Here is a 17,738-nt window from a genome sequence, read left to right on the forward strand (position 1 = left end):
CCATCCTAAGCTTCACATGTGTAGCGTGCGCATGAAGTCTCGCGCAGCGCCTGCTGTCAAAGCGGGTTATCTATAGTAATTCAAATTGACCCATATGCCGGCCACTCGCCTCTTTCTTGCCAAGACCGTATCATCTGGATCACGACCGAGCTCGGCTATGCCTGAGCAATGGATTGCTTGGAAGGAGTTGAGATGACCACCCCATCGCGAGAGGACATCATTGGGGCCGCGGCAAACGGCGGCCTGATTGATCTGATTTTCAAGGACAGCTGGCGGTATGACACCGCGCCTTTTTCTCAGTCCTTGATCGATGCTCATAACGCAAAGGAGATCGATCTTCGCGCTTTGCTGCCCCTGCTAGAACCGTCTAGGTCTACGGGCAATGAATGGTATCTCGGGACTGAAATTCTTCTGCCGGCATTGAGCTCCCTCGCTACGAGCTGTGCGGATTTGCTTGAGCTAATAGCTGGAGCAATCCCTTACGATGACCCCATGCTCAGCCATTCCTCCTACGCGGTGATAGTGAACTGGTGCCAGGCTTCGCAAGAGCGCCTCGTTGAGTTGCTGCACCTTATCAAATCGGGCGCCCCGCTTACTCAGCGATTTCATTGCGTCCAGGCATGCATCAGTGCCGGACTGAAATCCGATGCTGAGTTCTACTTGGGCCAGGCGCTAGAGCTTCTCCACAATGGAGATGCCCCTCAGCGTGCCCAAGCTGCCAGAGCTCTCTGCAATTTATCTGCTGAGGTACGAAGCTCGGATGCTGGTTTGGTTGATACCCTCCTCGCTGTGGTCGAGCGTGAGACCGAATCAACAGTGCGGGACGCCCTGCTCACCTTGGCACTTGCATGGCACAAGGATGCCCCGTCGGAACTTCATCACTCAACGTACGAACTGATCACGCAAGCTGCCAGCCCTGTCACTCTGACGGCGAAACAGACGATCGCCCGTGAGCTGCTGGGCAACTCAAATCCATACACCGCCCAAGTCCGTCGCGATCTACTTGCGCTTGTAGCGTCAGGTCAACCAGAGGATGAAATCGTACAGCTGTTGGATGTCGTCTTGGCTGGTCTCATCAGGAACGGTGAGGTGTTGGTGGTTCGCCAGGTGATCGAAAAGTTCATCCTTGATGAGCCCGGCGTCCCATTCACACGTTTCAGCTCTGTGCTACGTCAACTCGAGAGCGGCGACAATACAGTCTTGGATGAGTGGGTGGTGTCTTGGCTTCAGTCAGGGTCAGTGCGCCTCTCCACGGCGCTCAGGCGAGGCCTATTTGCAGCCTGTGAGGGGCGAATATTCACGTTCGATTTCCGCCTAACGTTGGATGTGCCGGATAGCGATTACTTGTACATCGCACGCAAAGCACTTGGAGTCTTTTTCTCAAAGCCCGTTTACATGGCATCCCTGATAGTCAGCCTGATGCGTAATGCCGAGGATGCAACCATGGCGGCGTTGCAGTCCCTTCTGTTCGATCCTGTTCTGATCAACTATTCAGGTTTGCGATCAGATTATCTAGACAAGATAGCGGCCGATGCCACCGATCCCGCTTCGCGGGCAGTCGAGCAAGCATTGCTGGAGCTACAGATGTACCTGGACGGCCTCGGCAACGCACACATCCGCGAGCTGCAGCCGTCGGAGCGTGAGCGTCAACTGGAGCATCATCGACGTAATGAAGAAATGCAAAGTCAAATGGTAGAGGCCCGCAAATCTTCATTCATAGCGAGCCTGGGCAGTGAGAAAATACTGCTCTATGGCACTGGCATGGCCAGCTGGATACCGGAATTCCCACCACCGCAGGGTGTGGCCGAAGGTGAACCGGGGCCTATGCGCCGCATGGAGCAGTCGCTCGCCACTATTCAACACTCCTTCCAGTTAGCGCGGCATTCGGTTCTAGAACCCTCCACGCTGGAGCTCCAGATCCTCAACTTTTTGTACGAGACGCGATCGCAATGAAACTCGTCTTCCGTGAGTACCTCGCCTCGCTCCGCGAACGCAATGAGCTGGACGTAGTTTTGCCTGATCTCTTAAGCGAGCTCGGCTTCAACGTGATCTCGCGTCCATCGACGGGGCCACGCCAATTTGGGGTAGACGTTGCCGCTATCAGCCCGGAGGTGGACGGCGAGCAGAAGCTTTACCTCTTTACAATCAAGCAGGGAGATTTGACCCGGGCCGAGTGGGATGCGGTACCCCAGGGAGTCCGAACCTCGATCAACGACATCATTGACGTCTATATCCCCAAGCGGATCTCTGCGCAGTACGAGTCACTGAAGATCGTCATTTGCCTGTGCTTCGGCGGTAGTGTGAAAGAGGCTGTGAGGGACAACCTGACAGGTTTGATCAGCAGGCTTACCGATGAGCGAATTTCCTTTCAGGAGTGGAATGGCGATTACATGGCGGGCTTGCTCGCTGACGGATTGCTCCAGCACCAGCACGTGAGCAAGACTCTTCAGTCTCGGTTTCAGAAGTCAATCGCGATGCTCGATGAGCCTGATGTCTCTGTTCGCCATTTCACTGCGTTGATTGAAGGACTCGCGGAGGCGGATAACCTGGACGCCTCTCAGCGGCTCGCCACGCTGTGAATCGCCCCGGGTTTCGTAGACACCTCCATGCCTTAAACTAAGGCCAATCAGGAGGTGCCATGAGCAACCCACGTTATCCCGAAGAATTCAAAATCCAAGCGGTCAATCAAGTGACCGAGAAGAAGTTGCCTGTCGCTGATGTGGCGGCGCGTCTTGGCGTGTCGACGCATAGCCTCTATGCCTGGATAAAGCGCTACAGCAAACCTCAGGCAGAACGGCAGCAAGACGATGATCAGCACGCTGAACTGCGTCGTCTGCGAGCCGAACTCAAGCGGGTCACCGAAGAGCGAGACATCTTAAAAAAGGCCGCCGCGTACTTTGCCAAGGAGTGCGGTTGAAGTACGCCTTTATCAAGCAGCGAGCGGGCGACTATTCGATTCGACGGCTTTGCCTGACGCTGAAAGTCCATCCCAGCGGTTATTACGCCTGGCTGTCTGAGCCGCAATCTGTACGCGCCAAAGACGACCAGCGACTGCTGGGTTTGATCAAGCATTCCTGGCTGGAGAGCGGTGGCGTTTATGGCTATCGCAAAGTCCATGACGATCTGCGCGAAGTCGGTGAGGATTGTGGTCGGCATCGTGTGGCGAGGCTGATGCGTCTTGAAGGTCTGCGCTCTCAGACAGGGTATCGACGCCGTCCTGGCAAATACGGCGGTAAGCCAGCGGTCGCCTCACCCAATTTACTGAAGCGCCAGTTCGATGTCGTAGAACCCAACAAAGTTTGGGTCACCGACATCACTTACATTCGTACGTATGAAGGCTGGCTGTATTTGGCGGTGGTGCTGGATCTGTTTTCTCGTCAGGTCGTTGGCTGGTCAATGAAGTCGCAGATGACCAGTGATTTGGCCATTGATGCGTTATTGATGGCGGTTTGGAGGCGAAAACCGAAACAAGAGGTGATGGTTCACTCCGACCAGGGCAGCCAGTACAGCAGCTCCGATTGGCGCAGTTTTTTGAAGGCAAACAATTTGGTTGCCAGCATGAGCCGCCGAGGCAATTGTCATGACAACGCCGTGGCTGAGAGCTTTTTCCAGCTTCTGAAACGGGAACGAATCAAGCGGAAAATCTACACCTCACGGCAAGATGCTCGTAGTGATGTGTTCGATTACATCGAGATGTTCTACAACCCAAAACGCCGCCATGGTTTCAACAATCAGCTGTCACCGGTAGAGTTTGAAAAACGTTACGCAATGAGCTTGCAAGGTGTCTAGAGAATCCGGGGCGATTCAGTTCGCTCTCAAGTGCCTCGGCTCGGGAGACCAATAGCTTACGCTCGTGCTCGAACTCTGCTCGTGCCTCAAGAAAGGCCTGGCTGCCCTCCTCCTGGACTTGATCCAACAAGCTTTCGACGACCCCGCGCAGCGCGCCGCTCATACGTTCACGAGGGTTCGCTTCTGATCCTGGTGATTCCAGCTGCTTTAGATACCGAGCGATCGTAGTCTTTGAACCCGTATTTCCAATCTCCACCCGGACTGCATCAATGCTGGGATAAACACCACGCATTAGCAGACTGTTCCGGGCCTTTTGTACCACCGCTAGGTTAACGCCGCCTCGCGCCATACACCCTCCAGATGATTTCGTGTCATGCCACATGTCATGCAATTACATAATACAAAAAAGCCAAACTTTGCTGGAAAGTTGCCGACAACTGGCAAGATATAATCGAGCGTTATCGCATCATAGAGCTGGTTTTCGTTTTTTCCAGCGTGGGAAAAGGTACGTTTGGCGTAGGAACGATATGAACATGGCGGATCGCTACCTGCAGGCCGGCACCCGGGAAAATACCCGGCGCAGCTATCGTGCAGCGGTGGAACATTTCGAAGTGACTTGGGGTGGCTTCCTCCCCACGACGGGCGATGGCATCGTGCGCTACCTCGCCGAGTACGCGGACAAGCACACCATCAGCACGCTGAAGCAGCGCCTGGCCGCCCTCGCCCAATGGCACATCACGCAGGGATTCCCCGACCCCACCAAAACACCTACCGTGCGGCAGATGATCAAGGGCATCCGCGCGTTGCATCCCGCTCAGGAGAAACAAGCGACTCCCCTGCTCCTGCAGCACCTGGAACAAGCTGTTCAGTGGCTGGAGCAGGACGCGGAGAAAGCAGCTGCCCGCCAGGATCTGACCACCCTGCTGCGCAGCCGGCGTGACATGGCCTTGGTGCTGATCGGGTTCTGGCGTGGTTTTCGCGGGGATGAGTTGTCGCGCTTGCAGATTGAGAACACCCAAGCGCAGGCAGGGGTGGGCATTACCTTCTACCTACCGCACAGCAAGGGCGATCGCCAGCACCGCGGCACGACGTTCCGTACACCTGCCTTGAAGAAGCTTTGTCCGGTGCAAGCCTATGTGAACTGGATCACCATCGCCGGCATTGCACATGGCCCAGTCTTCAGAAAGCTCGATCGTTGGGGGCATCTAGCTGAAGACGGCTTTAACGCTAACAGCCTGATTCCACTGCTGCGGCGAATTTTTAATCGCGCGGGGGTGTCTGGCGATCTTTACACCAGTCACTCATTACGTCGCGGCTTCGCCACCTGGGCAGCGGCCAATGGCTGGGATATCAAAGCGATGATGACGTACGTCGGCTGGAAGGACATGAAGTCAGCCATGCGCTACATCGACACGGCAGATTCCTTTGGGGAGTTGGCGACAAGTCGGCCACTCACTTCATCAGCTATTTCCCAAGTGCAAGCGTTGACAGTGGCTGAAAATCCCTAAGGGCCGGATGAAGTGTCGCGAGTAAATTTGTTTCACCGTTGATGGAGCGGATGGACTCGGTTCGCGTGGTTGCGCGCCATCGAATGAAATGTTGTGCGCGGTCAACTTGGGCGCGGCTGACTAGTGGGCCGATGGAGGTTGCCGAATCGTGATGGTTGTCGACTAGTACCGCTCTGACTGAAGTCTTTATCCTTTTAAGCGCATCCTTAAAGCGCGCGCGACGCAACCATAGTCTTGTGCCAGCAACCCAGGCCCGACGGTTGTTCGTAAAGGCCGCATACAGTGTCAGGGGAACTGCGTCGTCGAGAGTTCTGCCTCATCCAGCACTATAGAGGCAGTTGCCCTGCGTTATCGTAGACACCCATCGCTCGCAAGCTCGCTCCTACAGGAGAACTCGGTCTGCTGTGAGAATCAGATGTCCAGTACTAGGGTCTCACTGCCTGCGGCCGGCACGGCGCAGCAGATCAGTACTTCATCCGCCGCCAAGCCTTGTTCCGGGGTGTTGAGGTAGTGGACCTGCCCACTGGTCATCTTGGTAGTACAGGTGCCGCAGGAGCCGCCACGGCAGCTGAACTCAGGGTTAAGGCCGCGGGCTTCCGCCAGTTCCAGTAGAGTCCCGGTGCCTGGCTCCCAGCGCGCTTCCTTGCCGGAAGTGGCGAACAGCACCTTCACAGGCTCACTGGCGATAGGCACCTGCAGTGCGGCGGGAACGCTGACTTCGGCGTCACGCACTAGCGTGGACGGTCCGAATGTCTCGGCATGAATGCGGTCATCTGGGATGCGCATTTTGCGCAGGCCGTCATACAACGCCTGGGTGAAACTCCCCGGCCCGCACAGGTAAAAGTCGTAGTCGTTGAGCGGCAGCAGGGTCTTGAGCAGTTCGACATCGATCCTGCCGGCCAGGTCATAACTCTCGCCACCGCCCTCGGTCGGCGGCTGGCTGACCACCCGCAGGACTTTGACCTTGTCCCCTGCCCTCGCCACTAACTCTTCGAATTCCTCGCGAAAGGCCAGGTCGTCCACCGAGCGACTGCTTTGTAACACCCAGGTCGGGCGCATGCGGTTAATGCGTTTTCCTTCGTAGACTACTTCCCGCAGCATCGACAACATCGGCGTAATGCCAACGCCCGCCCCCAGAAGCACAAGAGGACGCCGCTCCGAGGGTTGAACCGTGAAATGCCCCTGGGGTGCCCGCGCTTCGATCAAGTCACCGACCTGAATCCGATCGTGCAGATGTGAAGACACCACGCCATCACGCTTGACGCTGATGCGCAAAAATTGATCCGAGGGTGCACTGGACACGGTGTAGGTACGAATCGTCGGCGGTTGCCCATCCAGCAACAGCCGCACAGGCATGTGTTGGCCCGGCTCGAATCTGGGCAAACCAACGCCATCGCACGACTCAAAATAGAACGAACGAATACTGCGGCTTTCATCGACGATGCGCGCCACCCGCAGCGGACGCCAGTGAGTACGAAGGGCTTCGGCCTCCAATCGCTCCGCAGCCTGCTCCCAACTTCCTGTCATTGTCGAGTTGAGTGATTCGCCTTCGGCCTGGTCGGCCCAGCGCAATGCCAGCGCAGCCTGACGGTGAACGATGCGCTGCGGCGTGAAACGCCAGAGCCGCTCGGCGCCTTGGAACGCGGCGATTTCCGGGTCGTCTAGCAGTACTTCAGCGGTGCCGGTCATTTGTAGCAGGTCACCGTTCTCGAAATTGATAAACGTCAGCCCGGCACGGGGGTTGAGCAAGATGTTGCCCAGGGTGTTGAAAAAAAGGTTGCCGGAAAAGTCCGGGATAGTGAGCGAGCCGTCTTCTTCCATTCGTACAAAACCAGCCTTGCCGCCGCGATGAGAGGCATCGACTTGGTTCTGACCATCACGCACGACGTAGGTCGCTACATAAAACGAATCCGCCGATGTGACCATGCGGCGTATCAGTGGATCGGTCACGGTCAGCTCTTGAGCGATGTCTGCCGTCTCTTCGACGAACTCGTACTGACGCAGATTAATGTAGCGTGGGCAGTTACCATAGGCTTGAGTCACGACGATCTCGATACGATCGTCCAGCGCCCGCAGTACATTGCCATTCATACGATTGCGGCGGCGAGTGTGCAACTCAATGCCTAACATACCTATCGCATCGCCCGGCTGCATGCCTTCATGAGCAGGATCGTTAGGCTGTGGTTCGAGCTTGATCTGTAAAACTTCCGGTGTGGGAGAGATCATGAAGCCCGGTTGCCCGGTGCGAAGGGTGGCCCACACATCGCCTTGCCGATCCACGGCGCCCAACACCACAAAAGGTAGTTGCGAATAAAACTCGCGATGCTGGTCCGGCATCCACGTCCGCGACATCTGCCGCTGACCGACACCCACCATCATGTCCACTGCACCGACGGCGCGCTGTAAAGTCAATTCACCTTCATGCCAAGGTGAAGATCGAGGTTTTGAGGTGTCGTCCATTCGCTTTCCCCTTGCGCCCGCCGTAACGGTCTGTCTGCTTCGTCACCTCAAACGTGGAGGTGAACTGAGTCAGGCGCATGTTGACGCTGAAGTGCCTGTGGCGGAATGGGCACAAAATGCAATCCAGCATTTCAGAAAATGAAATGCTGGGGCGTCAATAGCGAGTTTGTGAATCCCTGTAGAGCGAGTTGGCGAAGGCACCCCGTATGACTACTCCGAAGGCGTTAGCTAAAAGTCGTTCGAGGATCGCTTTACGTGCATGGACGTGGACAGCATCGACTTCGTCTGGATTCACGACACCTCCAAGGTTTTCCACGATGACGCCTAGCTCGCAAAGTTCGAGAACCCCGCACTGGTGCGTTCCTGTCGACTCAAGCTCATGAATCACAACTGCCGCCTAACCATACGCTCACGCCTTGTAAAAATAATCAGCGGTGAGCGTTTGTCGCCTTGGCGTGACTTTTCATATCACGCCAGAGCGCGCTTGGCCGCCGTTTTGATGTGGGTGCTGTACAGCGTCAACCCGGTGAACGCCAGGCCACCAACCAGGTTGCCCAGCACGGTCGGGATCTCATTCCAGACCAGGTAGTCCATCACCGAGAACCCGCCACCCATGATCATCGCCGACGGAAACAGGAACATGTTGACCACCGAGTGCTCGAACCCCATAAAGAAGAACAGCATGATCGGCATCCACATGGCGATCACCTTACCGCTCACCGAGGTCGAGATCATCGCGCCGACCACACCCATGGAGACCATCCAGTTGCACAGCATGCCGCGCAGGAAAATCGTGATCCAGCCGCCCACGCCATAGTGTGCATAACCCAGGGTGCGGGCCTCGCCGATGCTGGCGATCTTTTCCCCGACCGCGCCCGGACCGGTATTGAAGCCGTAGGTAAAGACGAACGCCATCATGAACGCCACGGTCAGCGCACCGGCAAAGTTACCGACAAACACCAGCCCCCAGTTGCGCAACACACCGCGCACGGTGACGCCCGGACGCTTGTCCAGCAGCGCCAGTGGCGTGAGCATGAATACCCCAGTCAGCAGGTCGAAACCCATCAGGTACAGCATCGAGAAGCCCACGGGGAACAGCACCGCACCGAGCAGCGCGGAACCGCTCTGCACCGCGATGGTGACCGCAAACACTGCGGCCAGAGCCAGAATCGCCCCCGCCATGAAACTGCGAATCAGGGTGTCGCGGGTCGACATGTGAATTTTCGATTCGCCGGCATCGAGCATCTTGGTGACGAATTCGAATGGAAGTAGATAGGACATTGGGCTTTCCTCGTAGCTGATTTTTCAAAAGCGGAACGGCTGCTCGATCACCAGGACCGGTAAGGCAGGAACTTGCCATTGAGGGTCAGCAGGACGCGATCGCCCTTGGGGTCTTCAATTTTTTCGACATGCATGGAGAAGTCGATGGCGCTCATGATGCCGTCGCCAAATTTTTCCTGGATCACGTCCTTGAGCGTCGGGCCGTAGACACCCACCACCTCGTACAGGCGATAGATCAGCGGGTCCTGGGGCACGGTCTTTTCCCAACTCTTGACCGGGAACTCGGTCATGGCTATGGCCACGTCTTCACCCAACTCCAGCACCTCACAAATACGCGCGGCGACATCCGGCGAGGCGCTGTTCATGCCGTAGCACACCGAGGCCAGCCACACCGGCGCCTTTCTGACCAGTTCGCTCAAGTGGTCCCAGGTCATTTCCTTGCGAGCCTTGGCGGCCATGATGGTGTGATGCATTTCGACTTTGTTCATGTTGAAGATCTCTCTTGTGGGTTTTAGCGATACTGGAGAGATAGCGAGAGTCGTGCCAATTGCTAAATTATTCTTATCACGTTGATTTTTAGAGGTTTATTCTCAGAATAGTTTCAAAAGAAACTAACGAATTATCGTAAATAACGAAACTTGGTTAATTAATTTACGATTTTCCGTATATTCGACGTACCGTATCAGTTAGGGTCTCCCGGACCATGTCCACCGCCATCGACAAAATATCCGCTGCTTACGCTCCGCTCGCCATGCTGGTGGTGGACCCGGCATCGGACGCTCTGGTCCAGGTCAATGCCGCCGGCCTCGCTCTGCTTGGCTGCGAAGAGAATGCTACTTCCCTCACCCGCTTCAGCCATTTCTTCGGCAGCGCCATCGCACTGTGGGTCAGCTTCACCGACGAGGTGCTAACTCAGGGCGAAGCCTGGTCCGACGATCTCAGCCTGCTCGACCTGACCCGCAAACACCACGCCGTCGAAGTCAACGCCCGGGCACTGGAGGATGGCCAGCGCATCCTGCTGATGATCCAAGACCGCGATCAGCTGGAAACCCGCCGCAACCGTTCCGAAGCCCGCCGCCAACATCGCTTGGGCCACGTTGGCTGGGAGCGCATCACTCAAGTGTTCGAACGCATCGAGCGACAGAACCGCCTGATCCTCGGCGCCGTAGGTGAAGGCATCTACGGGCTGGACGCCGCTGGGCAAACCACCTTCATCAACCCGGCCGCCGAACGGATTCTCGGGTGGAGCGCAGGGGACATGGTCGGCCATGACGCCCACCAGTTGTTTCACCACAGCCACAGTGATGGCAGTCTGTTTGAAGTACAGCAGTGCTCCATTCACACCTCGTTCAGCGACGGCCAGGTGCGCCGTGTCGACAACGAGGTGTTCTGGCACAAGAACGGCGAAGCCATACCCGTGGAGTACACCAGCACACCGATTTTCGAGATGGGCCGCCTGGTGGGGGCGGTGGTGTTGTTCCGCGACATTCGTGAGCGGCAGCGGGCCGAACTGCGGTTGCGCGAAGCCTTGAATGAAGTGGAGCAACTCAAGCAACGTCTGGAGCTGGAAAACCAATACCTGCAGGAAGAGATCAAGGCGGAGCGCAATCACCACGAGATCGTTGGCGACAGCCCTGCGGTGCTGCACCTGATCCGCCAGATCGAACTGGTGGCGCCAACCGACGCCAACGTGCTGGTCACTGGCGAATCCGGGACCGGAAAGGAATTGATTGCTCGGGCGATCCACGCAAGCAGCCGGCGCAGCGACCGCCCGTTAATTCGCGTCAACTGCGCGGCGATTCCTCGGGACTTGTTCGAAAGCGAGTTTTTCGGTCACGTCAAAGGCGCCTTCACAGGGGCCACCAATGATCGGGTCGGACGCTTTGAACTGGCCGATGGCGGCACGCTGTTTCTCGATGAGGTGGGCGAAATCCCCTTGGAGCTGCAAAGCAAACTGCTAAGGGTGCTGCAGGACCAGCAGTTCGAACGGGTGGGCGATAACCTGACCCGAGCGGTGGATGTGAGGGTGATTGCCGCCACCAACCGCGACCTGCGGGAGATGGTCGCCGCTGGCGGATTTCGTGAAGATTTGTACTTCCGCTTGAACGTGTTTCCGGTGCGTTCGGTGCCCTTGCGCGAACGCCTGGGCGACATACCGCTGTTGGCTGGCCACTTTCTTGAGCGCGCCTGCCAGGCCTTTAACAAACCGGGAGTGCGTCTGCCGTTGACCCAGGTCGAGGTGCTCAAGCGTTATCCGTGGCCGGGCAATATTCGAGAGCTGGAAAACGTGATCGAGCGACAGATCATCGTCTCGCAGGATGGCCGCTTACGCTTCGATGAGCTATTGCCGGCCGCCGCTCGCGAGCAGATTGAGACACCCGTAGAACCGCTGGACGACAGCGAACCGCTGCGCGATGAGATTGTGCAACAGCAACTTCGCCTGAACACCGTGGCGATGCTCAAACGCACTGGAGGCAAAGTCTCCGGCGAAGGCGGAGCTGCGCAACTGCTGGGGCTCAAACCGACCACCCTGGCCTCACGCCTGCGCAAATGGAACATTGATCCGCGGAATTACAAACCCGGTCGCCGCGAGTGATAACGGGCTTCGTCTGGTTATCCGCAGCGTCTATGAGACCATCGCGAGCAGGCTCGCTCCCACAGGGACGCAGGCTGCCAGAATGACCGAGTTACCGGAGGTCGGTGCGAACTGGCAATCAACCAACTTGCTCAATCATCGTCAGCGCCTGCTTGCTCCCATTGGGTCTGAGGCATGGCTCAAAACCTTTGCTCAATCACCTCGCCGCTGCCCGTTTTCCCTGAATCAAGCTCTCGGCCCGGTCAGAGCTGATCTGGTCCACGAGGTAACGCGCATCCTTGGCCACCCCGGAAAACCGCCCCGAGCCCCAGGTGTACAACCAAGGCAACCCAAGGAAGTACAACCCCGGCTGCGCGGTCACGCCGCGCTGATGGCCCGGATGGCCACGGCCATTGAAGACCGGTGCCTCGACCCAGGTGAAGTCCGGGCTGAAGCCGATACACCAGATGATGCTGGTGATGCCAGCCGCCACAAGGTCCACTTCACTGCGTTCTTGCTCAGGCGTCCAGTTGGGAACATAGCGCTCACCGGCCGGCGCCTCGATGCCGTGCTGTTCGATGTAGTTGTCGATCGAGCCGTTGATGCGGTTGTACACCGCATCGGCGCTGTCGAGGCTCTCCGCTAGGTTAAGCGCGAACTGCATCCGCGTGCCCTGCAAGCCTTCTAGTCGACCGAGCAATTCCATGCCTTCCACGGCAAACTTGCGCAGGTCGATGTCGCGCCCGCCGTCACGCCCGGTGACGTAGTGGTTGGTGTTATCGCGAACGCCTTCGCGCAACGGATGGGTGTCAACCCCGATTTCGTAGTAGCCCATTTCCGCCAGCCAATCGACCACGTCCTTGCCCCGGTAGAAGCGTGCGCAACGCGGTGCATCACCGACCGCCAGAAAGACCTTGCGCCCGGCCAAGTGAAGGTCTTCGGCGATTTGCGCCCCCGATTGTCCAGATCCGACCACCAGCACATTCCCGGCAGGCAAGGCCGCGGGATTGCGGTACTGCTCCGAATGCAACTGATGAACGCCCGCAGGCAGACGCTCGGCCAGGCGCGGAATGATTGGCGTGTGATAACCACCCGAAGCAACAATCACCTGATCGGCCGAAAACTCGCCCTGGGAGGTATGCACCTCGAAACCACCGATGGCGCGCGGCACCACGCGCTGTACTGTCACGCCCTCGCGCACCGGCGCATTCACCGCTTTAACGAAGCCCGCCAGGTACGCGTTGATCTCGTCTTTTTTCATGAACCCGTGAGGATCGGCGCCCTTGAAATCATCGACGTAGGTGTAACCCGGTAAGGCGCACTGCCAGTTCGGCGTGACCAGGCTGAAGGCATCCCAGCGCTGGTTGCGCCATGTGTGGGTGACGCTGTGCTTTTCCAGCACCAGATGATCGACCCCTTCCTGTTGCAGGTAGTAGCTGGCAGACAATCCGGCCTGCCCGCCGCCGACGACGATCACGCTGTGGTGTTGAGTTTTGATGGAAGTGAGGTGGCTGGTCATAACGTTGCTCCGGTCATCGGTGACGATAAAAATTCAGAAAAATCAGAACGAGCTCCAGCCCGCACCGATCACTTGCCCCGCGCCCTCGGTGCGCATGCTGATCACGTTCACCCGCCCCTCGACGTCGGCCGGTTCAACCAGATAACTGGCCTGACCCTTCAGCGAACTCAAGGTGTCCATGGCCGAACTGCAATAGAACCCCTTGACCTCCTTGACCCGTTCCGAGGCGTTGTTCAGCGCGCTTTCGATGCGCTGCAAAAAGTCCGGCAGCGGGTAACTGGCGCCCTCTTCTAGGTATTGGAAAATCACCGTTGAAGGCGAGTAACCGGTGGCTTCGCGGCCATTGGGCCAGCGGATCTTGAAGTTGACGGCGGGCATGTCAGTGCTCCTGTTGCTTGAGGTTTAAAGGGGTCAGGTCCAGATGGGGATAGCTGAAACCGGTGAAGGCCTGCTCGCGCAGATTCCAGAACAGGCCGCGTTGTTCGCCGTGGCGGACGGTCATGACGCCGCTGGCATCGACCGCGCCAATGCGCTCACAGCGCAGCCCTTCGAAGGCGAAAGCGGTCTGGACCTGGTCCCAGTCACCTTCATCGAGGGTCATCAGAAAGCCGTAGCTGGGGAACACCTGCAGCCAGCGCACAAGGTCGGCATCCGGCGGGCACGGCAGCGCCGCCAGATCGACGCTCGCGCCGCAACCGGTGGTTTCCAGCAGCATCAACAGGCTGCCCAGAACCCCGGCGTTGCTGATGTCCTTAGCGGCGTGTAGCAATCGGGCATCGGCCAGGCGCGGCAGCACGTCGAGCTTGCTGCGCAGGCGTTCGGCGGGCACGCCTTCGAATGCCTTCCAATAGGTACTGTCAGCGTGCCAGGCACCTTCAAGATCCACGGCCATGGCGATAACCTGCCCTGGCGCGACATGGAGGGTCGACAACAGGTGTTGCGCTGTGCCAGTAATCGCCACGGCCAGCGCCGTCGGGTTACCGCGGGTGAGGCTGGTATGCCCTCCGGCGAGCAATAGGCCGTAGGCCTCACACGCCGCACAGATACCCGCCAGAATCTGCTGCGCAGCCGCGTTGTCGTGGTGCCAATAGGCATTAACCACCGCCGTCGCGCGGCCGCCCATGGCGGTGATGTCGCTGACATTGGCCATGACCGCCGACCATCCCGCAAACCACGGCGCCGCCTCGACGAAGGCCGGCAACATGCCTTCGATGGCAAGCAGTTGAAAGTGATTGCCACAGGCAATGGCCGCGGTGTCGTCGCCGGGCAAGGCGTACAGCTGTTCACGGGTCAGGGCTTGTTTAGTGCTGCCCATGACCGCCGCCGGCTGCTGGATCGCCTGTTTCGACAGCATCGCGGGGGTGCTGCGCAGGGTGTCGATCAAAATCGCGAGATCATTCATGGCGCGCCACCTTCAGCGCCCGCAACGACACCTGACGCGGCATCAACGGGTAGCTCGCCAGATCCGCCTGCATCAGGCAATGAGGCTGGCCGAGCAACTCCAGTTGTTCCAGGCTGTGCCAGCGCAAACCATGGAAATAGCCTTCGTTCTGCGCCTGAACCGTGGCGCGGAACACCTCGCAGCCCAGGTCCTTGGCCCGTGACACCGCTTCGTTGACCAACGCCTTGCCGATCATGCTGTGCCGCCGATACGCCGGCGCCACGCACAAGCGTCCGCCAAACCACAGACCCGGATCCGGCTGGTAGATGCGCACCGCGCCCACCACCTGATCGGCGATCCCGCAATTGCCGGCCAGGGCGACGATGGCAATTGCCTGGAAGTCATGGCTGTCCTTGTCCTGCACCAACAGTTGTTGCTCATCGGAAAACACCGAGCGGCGCAGGGCGAAATACGCCTGTTTCTCCCAGTGTTCACGGGCGGGCTTGACCAGCAACTCACCGGCGCGAAACGGCTCGAACGTGCTGTCGACCAAAGCAAAGACGGAATGGGCCATGGGAGTTCTCCGGCTTATTCGTAGTTTTTCAGGGCCGAGCACGCGCCACATTTGGCGCAGCCGGCGTTGATCTGATCGGAGTGCAGACCATGACGGCGCAGGCTCGCGCCGATCTGCGGATACAGGCGAGCCATCATGGCGCTGTCGGGTTTGGGGTGATGGGCCAACGGTGTGCCGTCGATGGGCACGAACGGCACCACGAACGGGTACACGCCAAGGGCGCACAAACGCTCGCTCATCTCGCTGATGGCCGCTTCGCTGTCACCCAGGCCGGCGAGGATGTAGGTGCTGACCTGGCCGCGACCGAACACGTCGACCGCTGCGCTGAAGGCTTCGAAGTAACGACTCAGCGGTACTTCGGCCTTGCCCGGCATGATCCGCTGGCGCACTTCGTCGGTGACCGCTTCCAGGTGCATGCCTAGGGATACCACGCCACTGTCGGCCAGGCGCTGGAACCAGCGATCATCGTCCGGCGGCTCGCACTGCGCCTGGATCGGCAGGTCGACTGCCGCTGTCACGGCTGCGGCGGATTCACACAGGATCGACGCACCGCGGTCCGGGGTTTGCGGCGTGCCGGTGGTCATCACCATGTGCTTGACGCCATCGAGCTCCACCGCGGCCTTCGCCACTTGCGCCAATTGCTGCGGACGCTTGCGAGCGATGGTCTTGCCCGCTGCCAGCGACTGGCCGATAGCGCAGAACTGGCAGGAGCTGCCGCGATCGTTGAAGCGAATGCAGTGCTGCAATACCGTGGTCGCCAACACGTCGCGGCTGTGCAGCGTGGCGATTTTCCAGTAGGGAATGCCGTCGGCGGTGCTCAAGCCGTAGAAGTTCGGCACTCCGGGCATCTGTACCTGACCGACCTGCAAGCCTTCACGGAAGATCAACGCCTGGCTGCCATCAGCACTGGGTTGCGCCTGGTAAGGCGAGGTCTGCGAGGCCTGGTTGAGGATCGGCACCATCATGGTCCGGCTGCCGAACGTCAGCGCCTTGTGGTCCGACGGCCCGGCGCCGCCCTGGCGGGACAGGCCGTTTTGCGCCGCTGGCCAGCGCACGCCGTGGCACTGCAACTCGGCCAGCAGTTCATTTGTTTGCATGATCGAGCTCCTCGGTAGCAGCCGTTGCCAAATGGGCAGCACGCTCATGCACATAGGCCGTGGGCGTGCGGTCGATCAGCAGGCTGAGCAGTTCCGGACGACTGTAGTGCCCGACCGAATCCATCATGCGTTTGCGCTTGTCGATCAGCGCCAGGTCGAGGTCGGCAATCACCACGCCTTCGTTGGCACGCAGCGGCTCGCCGAGCAACTTGCCCTCAGGTGAAACGATGGCAGTGAAGCAACCACCGGAGATCGGGCCCAGGCCACAACCGGTGTCCTGCATGATCTGGCCTTGCTGATCGGCATCCAGCCAAGCAGTGGCGTTGACTACGAAACAGCCGGACTCCAGGGCGTGATGGCGAATGGTGACTTCGATCTGTTCGGCGAAGATGTCGCCCACCAGGGAGCCGGGAAACATCGCCGCGTGGATCTGCTCGCCGTCGGCCATCAAGGCGTAGCGCGCCAGCGGGTTGTAATGCTCCCAGCACGCCAGCGAACCGATGCGCCCGATGGCGCTGTCGACGGCGCGCAGGCCGGAGCCGTCGCCCTGCCCCCAGACCATGCGCTCGTGGTAGGTCGGGGTGATCTTGCGGCGATGCTGGATCAGCGTGCCGTCGGCGTCGAACAGCAGCTGGGCGTTGTAGATCGTGCCGCCATCGCGCTCATTGACGCCGATGGACACCACCATCCCCGCCTGCTTGCACGCCTCGCCAATGGCCAGGGTGGCGGCGGACGGTACAGTGACCGATTGATCGAGCAGTTTCAGGTGCTGGGCACCCATGGTGAAGGCCGGCTGCACAAAGGAAAAATACGGGTAGTACGGCACCACCGTCTCCGGGAACACGGCGAACTGCACGCCTTGCTGGCCCAAAGCGATGATCTGTTGGCAGACCTTGTCCACGGTGCCTTCGCGGCTGTAAAGCACGGGGCTCAGTTGAACGGCTGCTGCGCGAATGATGGGCATGATGGGGGTCCTGAAGTGTTGTGTGTTCACAAGATCGATGTCGCTGTTGTGGCGAGCGAGCTCGCTCGCCATAGGGGTATTTCAGCGGCGCTGTCAGGCCGTCCAGGTATCAATGATCATTGCGCCCTCGCGGCGCATCAGCAGGCGCAGGTCCATCACGTCCAGCGGGTTGATCGGGCGGATGCCTTCGATCAGGGCTTTTTCGGTCTGGCCGTACAGGGCTTGCAGGGCAAAGCGGCAGGCGTACACCTCGCCGCCCTCCTCCATGAACTGCATCAATTGCTTGTTCACCGCCAGGTGCCCGGGAAACGCCTCGGCGCCCAAGGTCGGGAAGCCGCGTTGCACGCCCAGTTGCACGCCCGGCCCGTACAGCAGGATTTTTGTTTCGAAGCCTTTGCGCAGCAGGCGCTTGGCCTGAAGCATGTTGACCAGGCCGATGGAGCCTTCAAAGGCGATGGTGTGGAAGGTGATCAGTACTTTTTCGCCCGGTTCGGCTTTGATGTCCTCGAAGACTTTCTCTTCGTAATTGACCAGGAAGTCGCCGTCTTTGTAATGGGGGATGTCCACGGTTGGCATAGTGTCGCTCTCCA

At 58.9% G+C, this 17,738-nt stretch carries 16 protein-coding genes; 5 read left to right on the forward strand and 11 right to left on the reverse strand.

Going from position 1 to position 17,738, the window contains the following annotated elements; all coding sequences use genetic code 11:
* Positions 1–192: 192 nt before the first annotated feature.
* From KHO07_RS13695 to KHO07_RS13705, 3 genes are all read left to right on the forward strand, one after another.
* The gene (locus KHO07_RS13695; RefSeq protein ID WP_212627515.1) at positions 193–1,953 is read left to right on the forward strand and encodes a hypothetical protein; all 1,761 of its coding nucleotides are present in this window, start codon (positions 193–195) and stop codon (positions 1,951–1,953) included.
* The gene (locus tag KHO07_RS13700) at positions 1,950–2,579 is read left to right on the forward strand and encodes a hypothetical protein (protein ID WP_212627516.1); all 630 of its coding nucleotides are present in this window, start codon (positions 1,950–1,952) and stop codon (positions 2,577–2,579) included. Before KHO07_RS13695 ends, KHO07_RS13700 begins: the two co-directional genes overlap by 4 nt.
* Before the next feature lie 59 nt (positions 2,580–2,638).
* A protein-coding gene (locus KHO07_RS13705) for an IS3-like element ISPsy29 family transposase (RefSeq protein WP_094991499.1) occupies positions 2,639–3,789 on the forward strand; the annotation gives its coding sequence in 2 pieces (ribosomal slippage) (positions 2,639–2,873 and positions 2,873–3,789; 1,152 coding nt in all).
* On the opposite strand, the gene KHO07_RS13710 is transcribed toward KHO07_RS13705, so the two are convergent.
* Positions 3,725–4,171 carry a DNA-binding protein gene (locus tag KHO07_RS13710; RefSeq protein ID WP_348532546.1) on the reverse strand — a complete coding sequence of 149 codons (447 nt, stop codon included), beginning with the start codon at positions 4,169–4,171 and terminating at the stop codon, positions 3,725–3,727. The two genes, KHO07_RS13705 and KHO07_RS13710, sit on opposite strands and share 65 nt — an antisense overlap.
* Positions 4,172–4,316: 145 nt before the next feature.
* On the opposite strand from KHO07_RS13710, the gene KHO07_RS13715 reads away from it, so the two are divergent.
* Positions 4,317–5,297: a site-specific integrase gene (locus KHO07_RS13715; RefSeq protein WP_085702080.1), complete on the forward strand. Its 981-nt coding sequence runs from the start codon at positions 4,317–4,319 to the stop codon at positions 5,295–5,297.
* Between the two features lie 411 nt (positions 5,298–5,708).
* On the opposite strand, the gene KHO07_RS13725 is transcribed toward KHO07_RS13715, so the two are convergent.
* The 3 genes from KHO07_RS13725 to cynS all read right to left on the reverse strand — a co-directional run bounded on the left by KHO07_RS13725 (position 5,709) and on the right by cynS (position 9,526).
* Positions 5,709–7,757 (reverse strand): pyridoxamine 5'-phosphate oxidase family protein, encoded by a 2,049-nt coding sequence (locus KHO07_RS13725; RefSeq protein WP_090321783.1) that lies wholly within the window; start codon positions 7,755–7,757, stop codon positions 5,709–5,711.
* 468 nt (positions 7,758–8,225) lie between these two features.
* Positions 8,226–9,038, reverse strand: coding sequence for a formate/nitrite transporter family protein (locus tag KHO07_RS13730; protein WP_085702082.1), 813 nt, complete (start codon positions 9,036–9,038; stop codon positions 8,226–8,228).
* Between the two features lie 47 nt (positions 9,039–9,085).
* Positions 9,086–9,526: a cyanase gene (cynS, locus tag KHO07_RS13735; protein ID WP_085702083.1), complete on the reverse strand. Its 441-nt coding sequence runs from the start codon at positions 9,524–9,526 to the stop codon at positions 9,086–9,088.
* 215 nt (positions 9,527–9,741) lie between these two features.
* Here cynS and KHO07_RS13740 point away from each other — a divergent pair, with 215 nt between their 5' ends.
* Positions 9,742–11,634 (forward strand): sigma 54-interacting transcriptional regulator, encoded by a 1,893-nt coding sequence (locus KHO07_RS13740; protein ID WP_085702084.1) that lies wholly within the window; start codon positions 9,742–9,744, stop codon positions 11,632–11,634.
* A 196-nt stretch (positions 11,635–11,830) separates the two neighbouring features.
* Here the strand turns inward: KHO07_RS13740 and KHO07_RS13745 are convergent, their stop codons facing one another.
* From KHO07_RS13745 to KHO07_RS13775, 7 genes are all read right to left on the reverse strand, one after another.
* Entirely contained in the window at positions 11,831–13,132 is a 1,302-nt protein-coding gene (locus tag KHO07_RS13745) for an MSMEG_0569 family flavin-dependent oxidoreductase (protein WP_085702085.1), read from the reverse strand.
* Positions 13,133–13,174: 42 nt separating this feature from the next.
* Positions 13,175–13,510, reverse strand: a complete 336-nt coding sequence (locus KHO07_RS13750; RefSeq protein WP_075944570.1) for an MSMEG_0570 family nitrogen starvation response protein — start codon at positions 13,508–13,510, stop codon at positions 13,175–13,177.
* Between the two features lies 1 nt (position 13,511).
* Positions 13,512–14,534 (reverse strand): sll0787 family AIR synthase-like protein, encoded by a 1,023-nt coding sequence (locus tag KHO07_RS13755; protein WP_075944569.1) that lies wholly within the window; start codon positions 14,532–14,534, stop codon positions 13,512–13,514.
* Positions 14,527–15,087, reverse strand: a complete 561-nt coding sequence (locus KHO07_RS13760) for an MSMEG_0567/Sll0786 family nitrogen starvation N-acetyltransferase (protein WP_085702087.1) — start codon at positions 15,085–15,087, stop codon at positions 14,527–14,529. The genes KHO07_RS13755 and KHO07_RS13760 overlap by 8 nt, the downstream gene beginning before the upstream one ends.
* Before the next feature lie 14 nt (positions 15,088–15,101).
* Positions 15,102–16,184, reverse strand: a complete 1,083-nt coding sequence (locus KHO07_RS13765; RefSeq protein ID WP_085702088.1) for an MSMEG_0568 family radical SAM protein — start codon at positions 16,182–16,184, stop codon at positions 15,102–15,104.
* Positions 16,171–17,148, reverse strand: a complete 978-nt coding sequence (locus KHO07_RS13770) for a Nit6803 family nitrilase (protein ID WP_075944566.1) — start codon at positions 17,146–17,148, stop codon at positions 16,171–16,173. Before KHO07_RS13770 ends, KHO07_RS13765 begins: the two co-directional genes overlap by 14 nt.
* Positions 17,149–17,241: 93 nt before the next feature.
* The gene (locus KHO07_RS13775; RefSeq protein ID WP_075944565.1) at positions 17,242–17,724 is read right to left on the reverse strand and encodes an MSMEG_0572/Sll0783 family nitrogen starvation response protein; all 483 of its coding nucleotides are present in this window, start codon (positions 17,722–17,724) and stop codon (positions 17,242–17,244) included.
* Between the last annotated feature and the right edge of the window lie 14 nt (positions 17,725–17,738).

This window comes from Pseudomonas sp. PP3 (assembly GCF_905336995.1).
Taxonomy (GTDB): Bacteria; Pseudomonadota; Gammaproteobacteria; order Pseudomonadales; family Pseudomonadaceae; genus Aquipseudomonas; species Aquipseudomonas reinekei.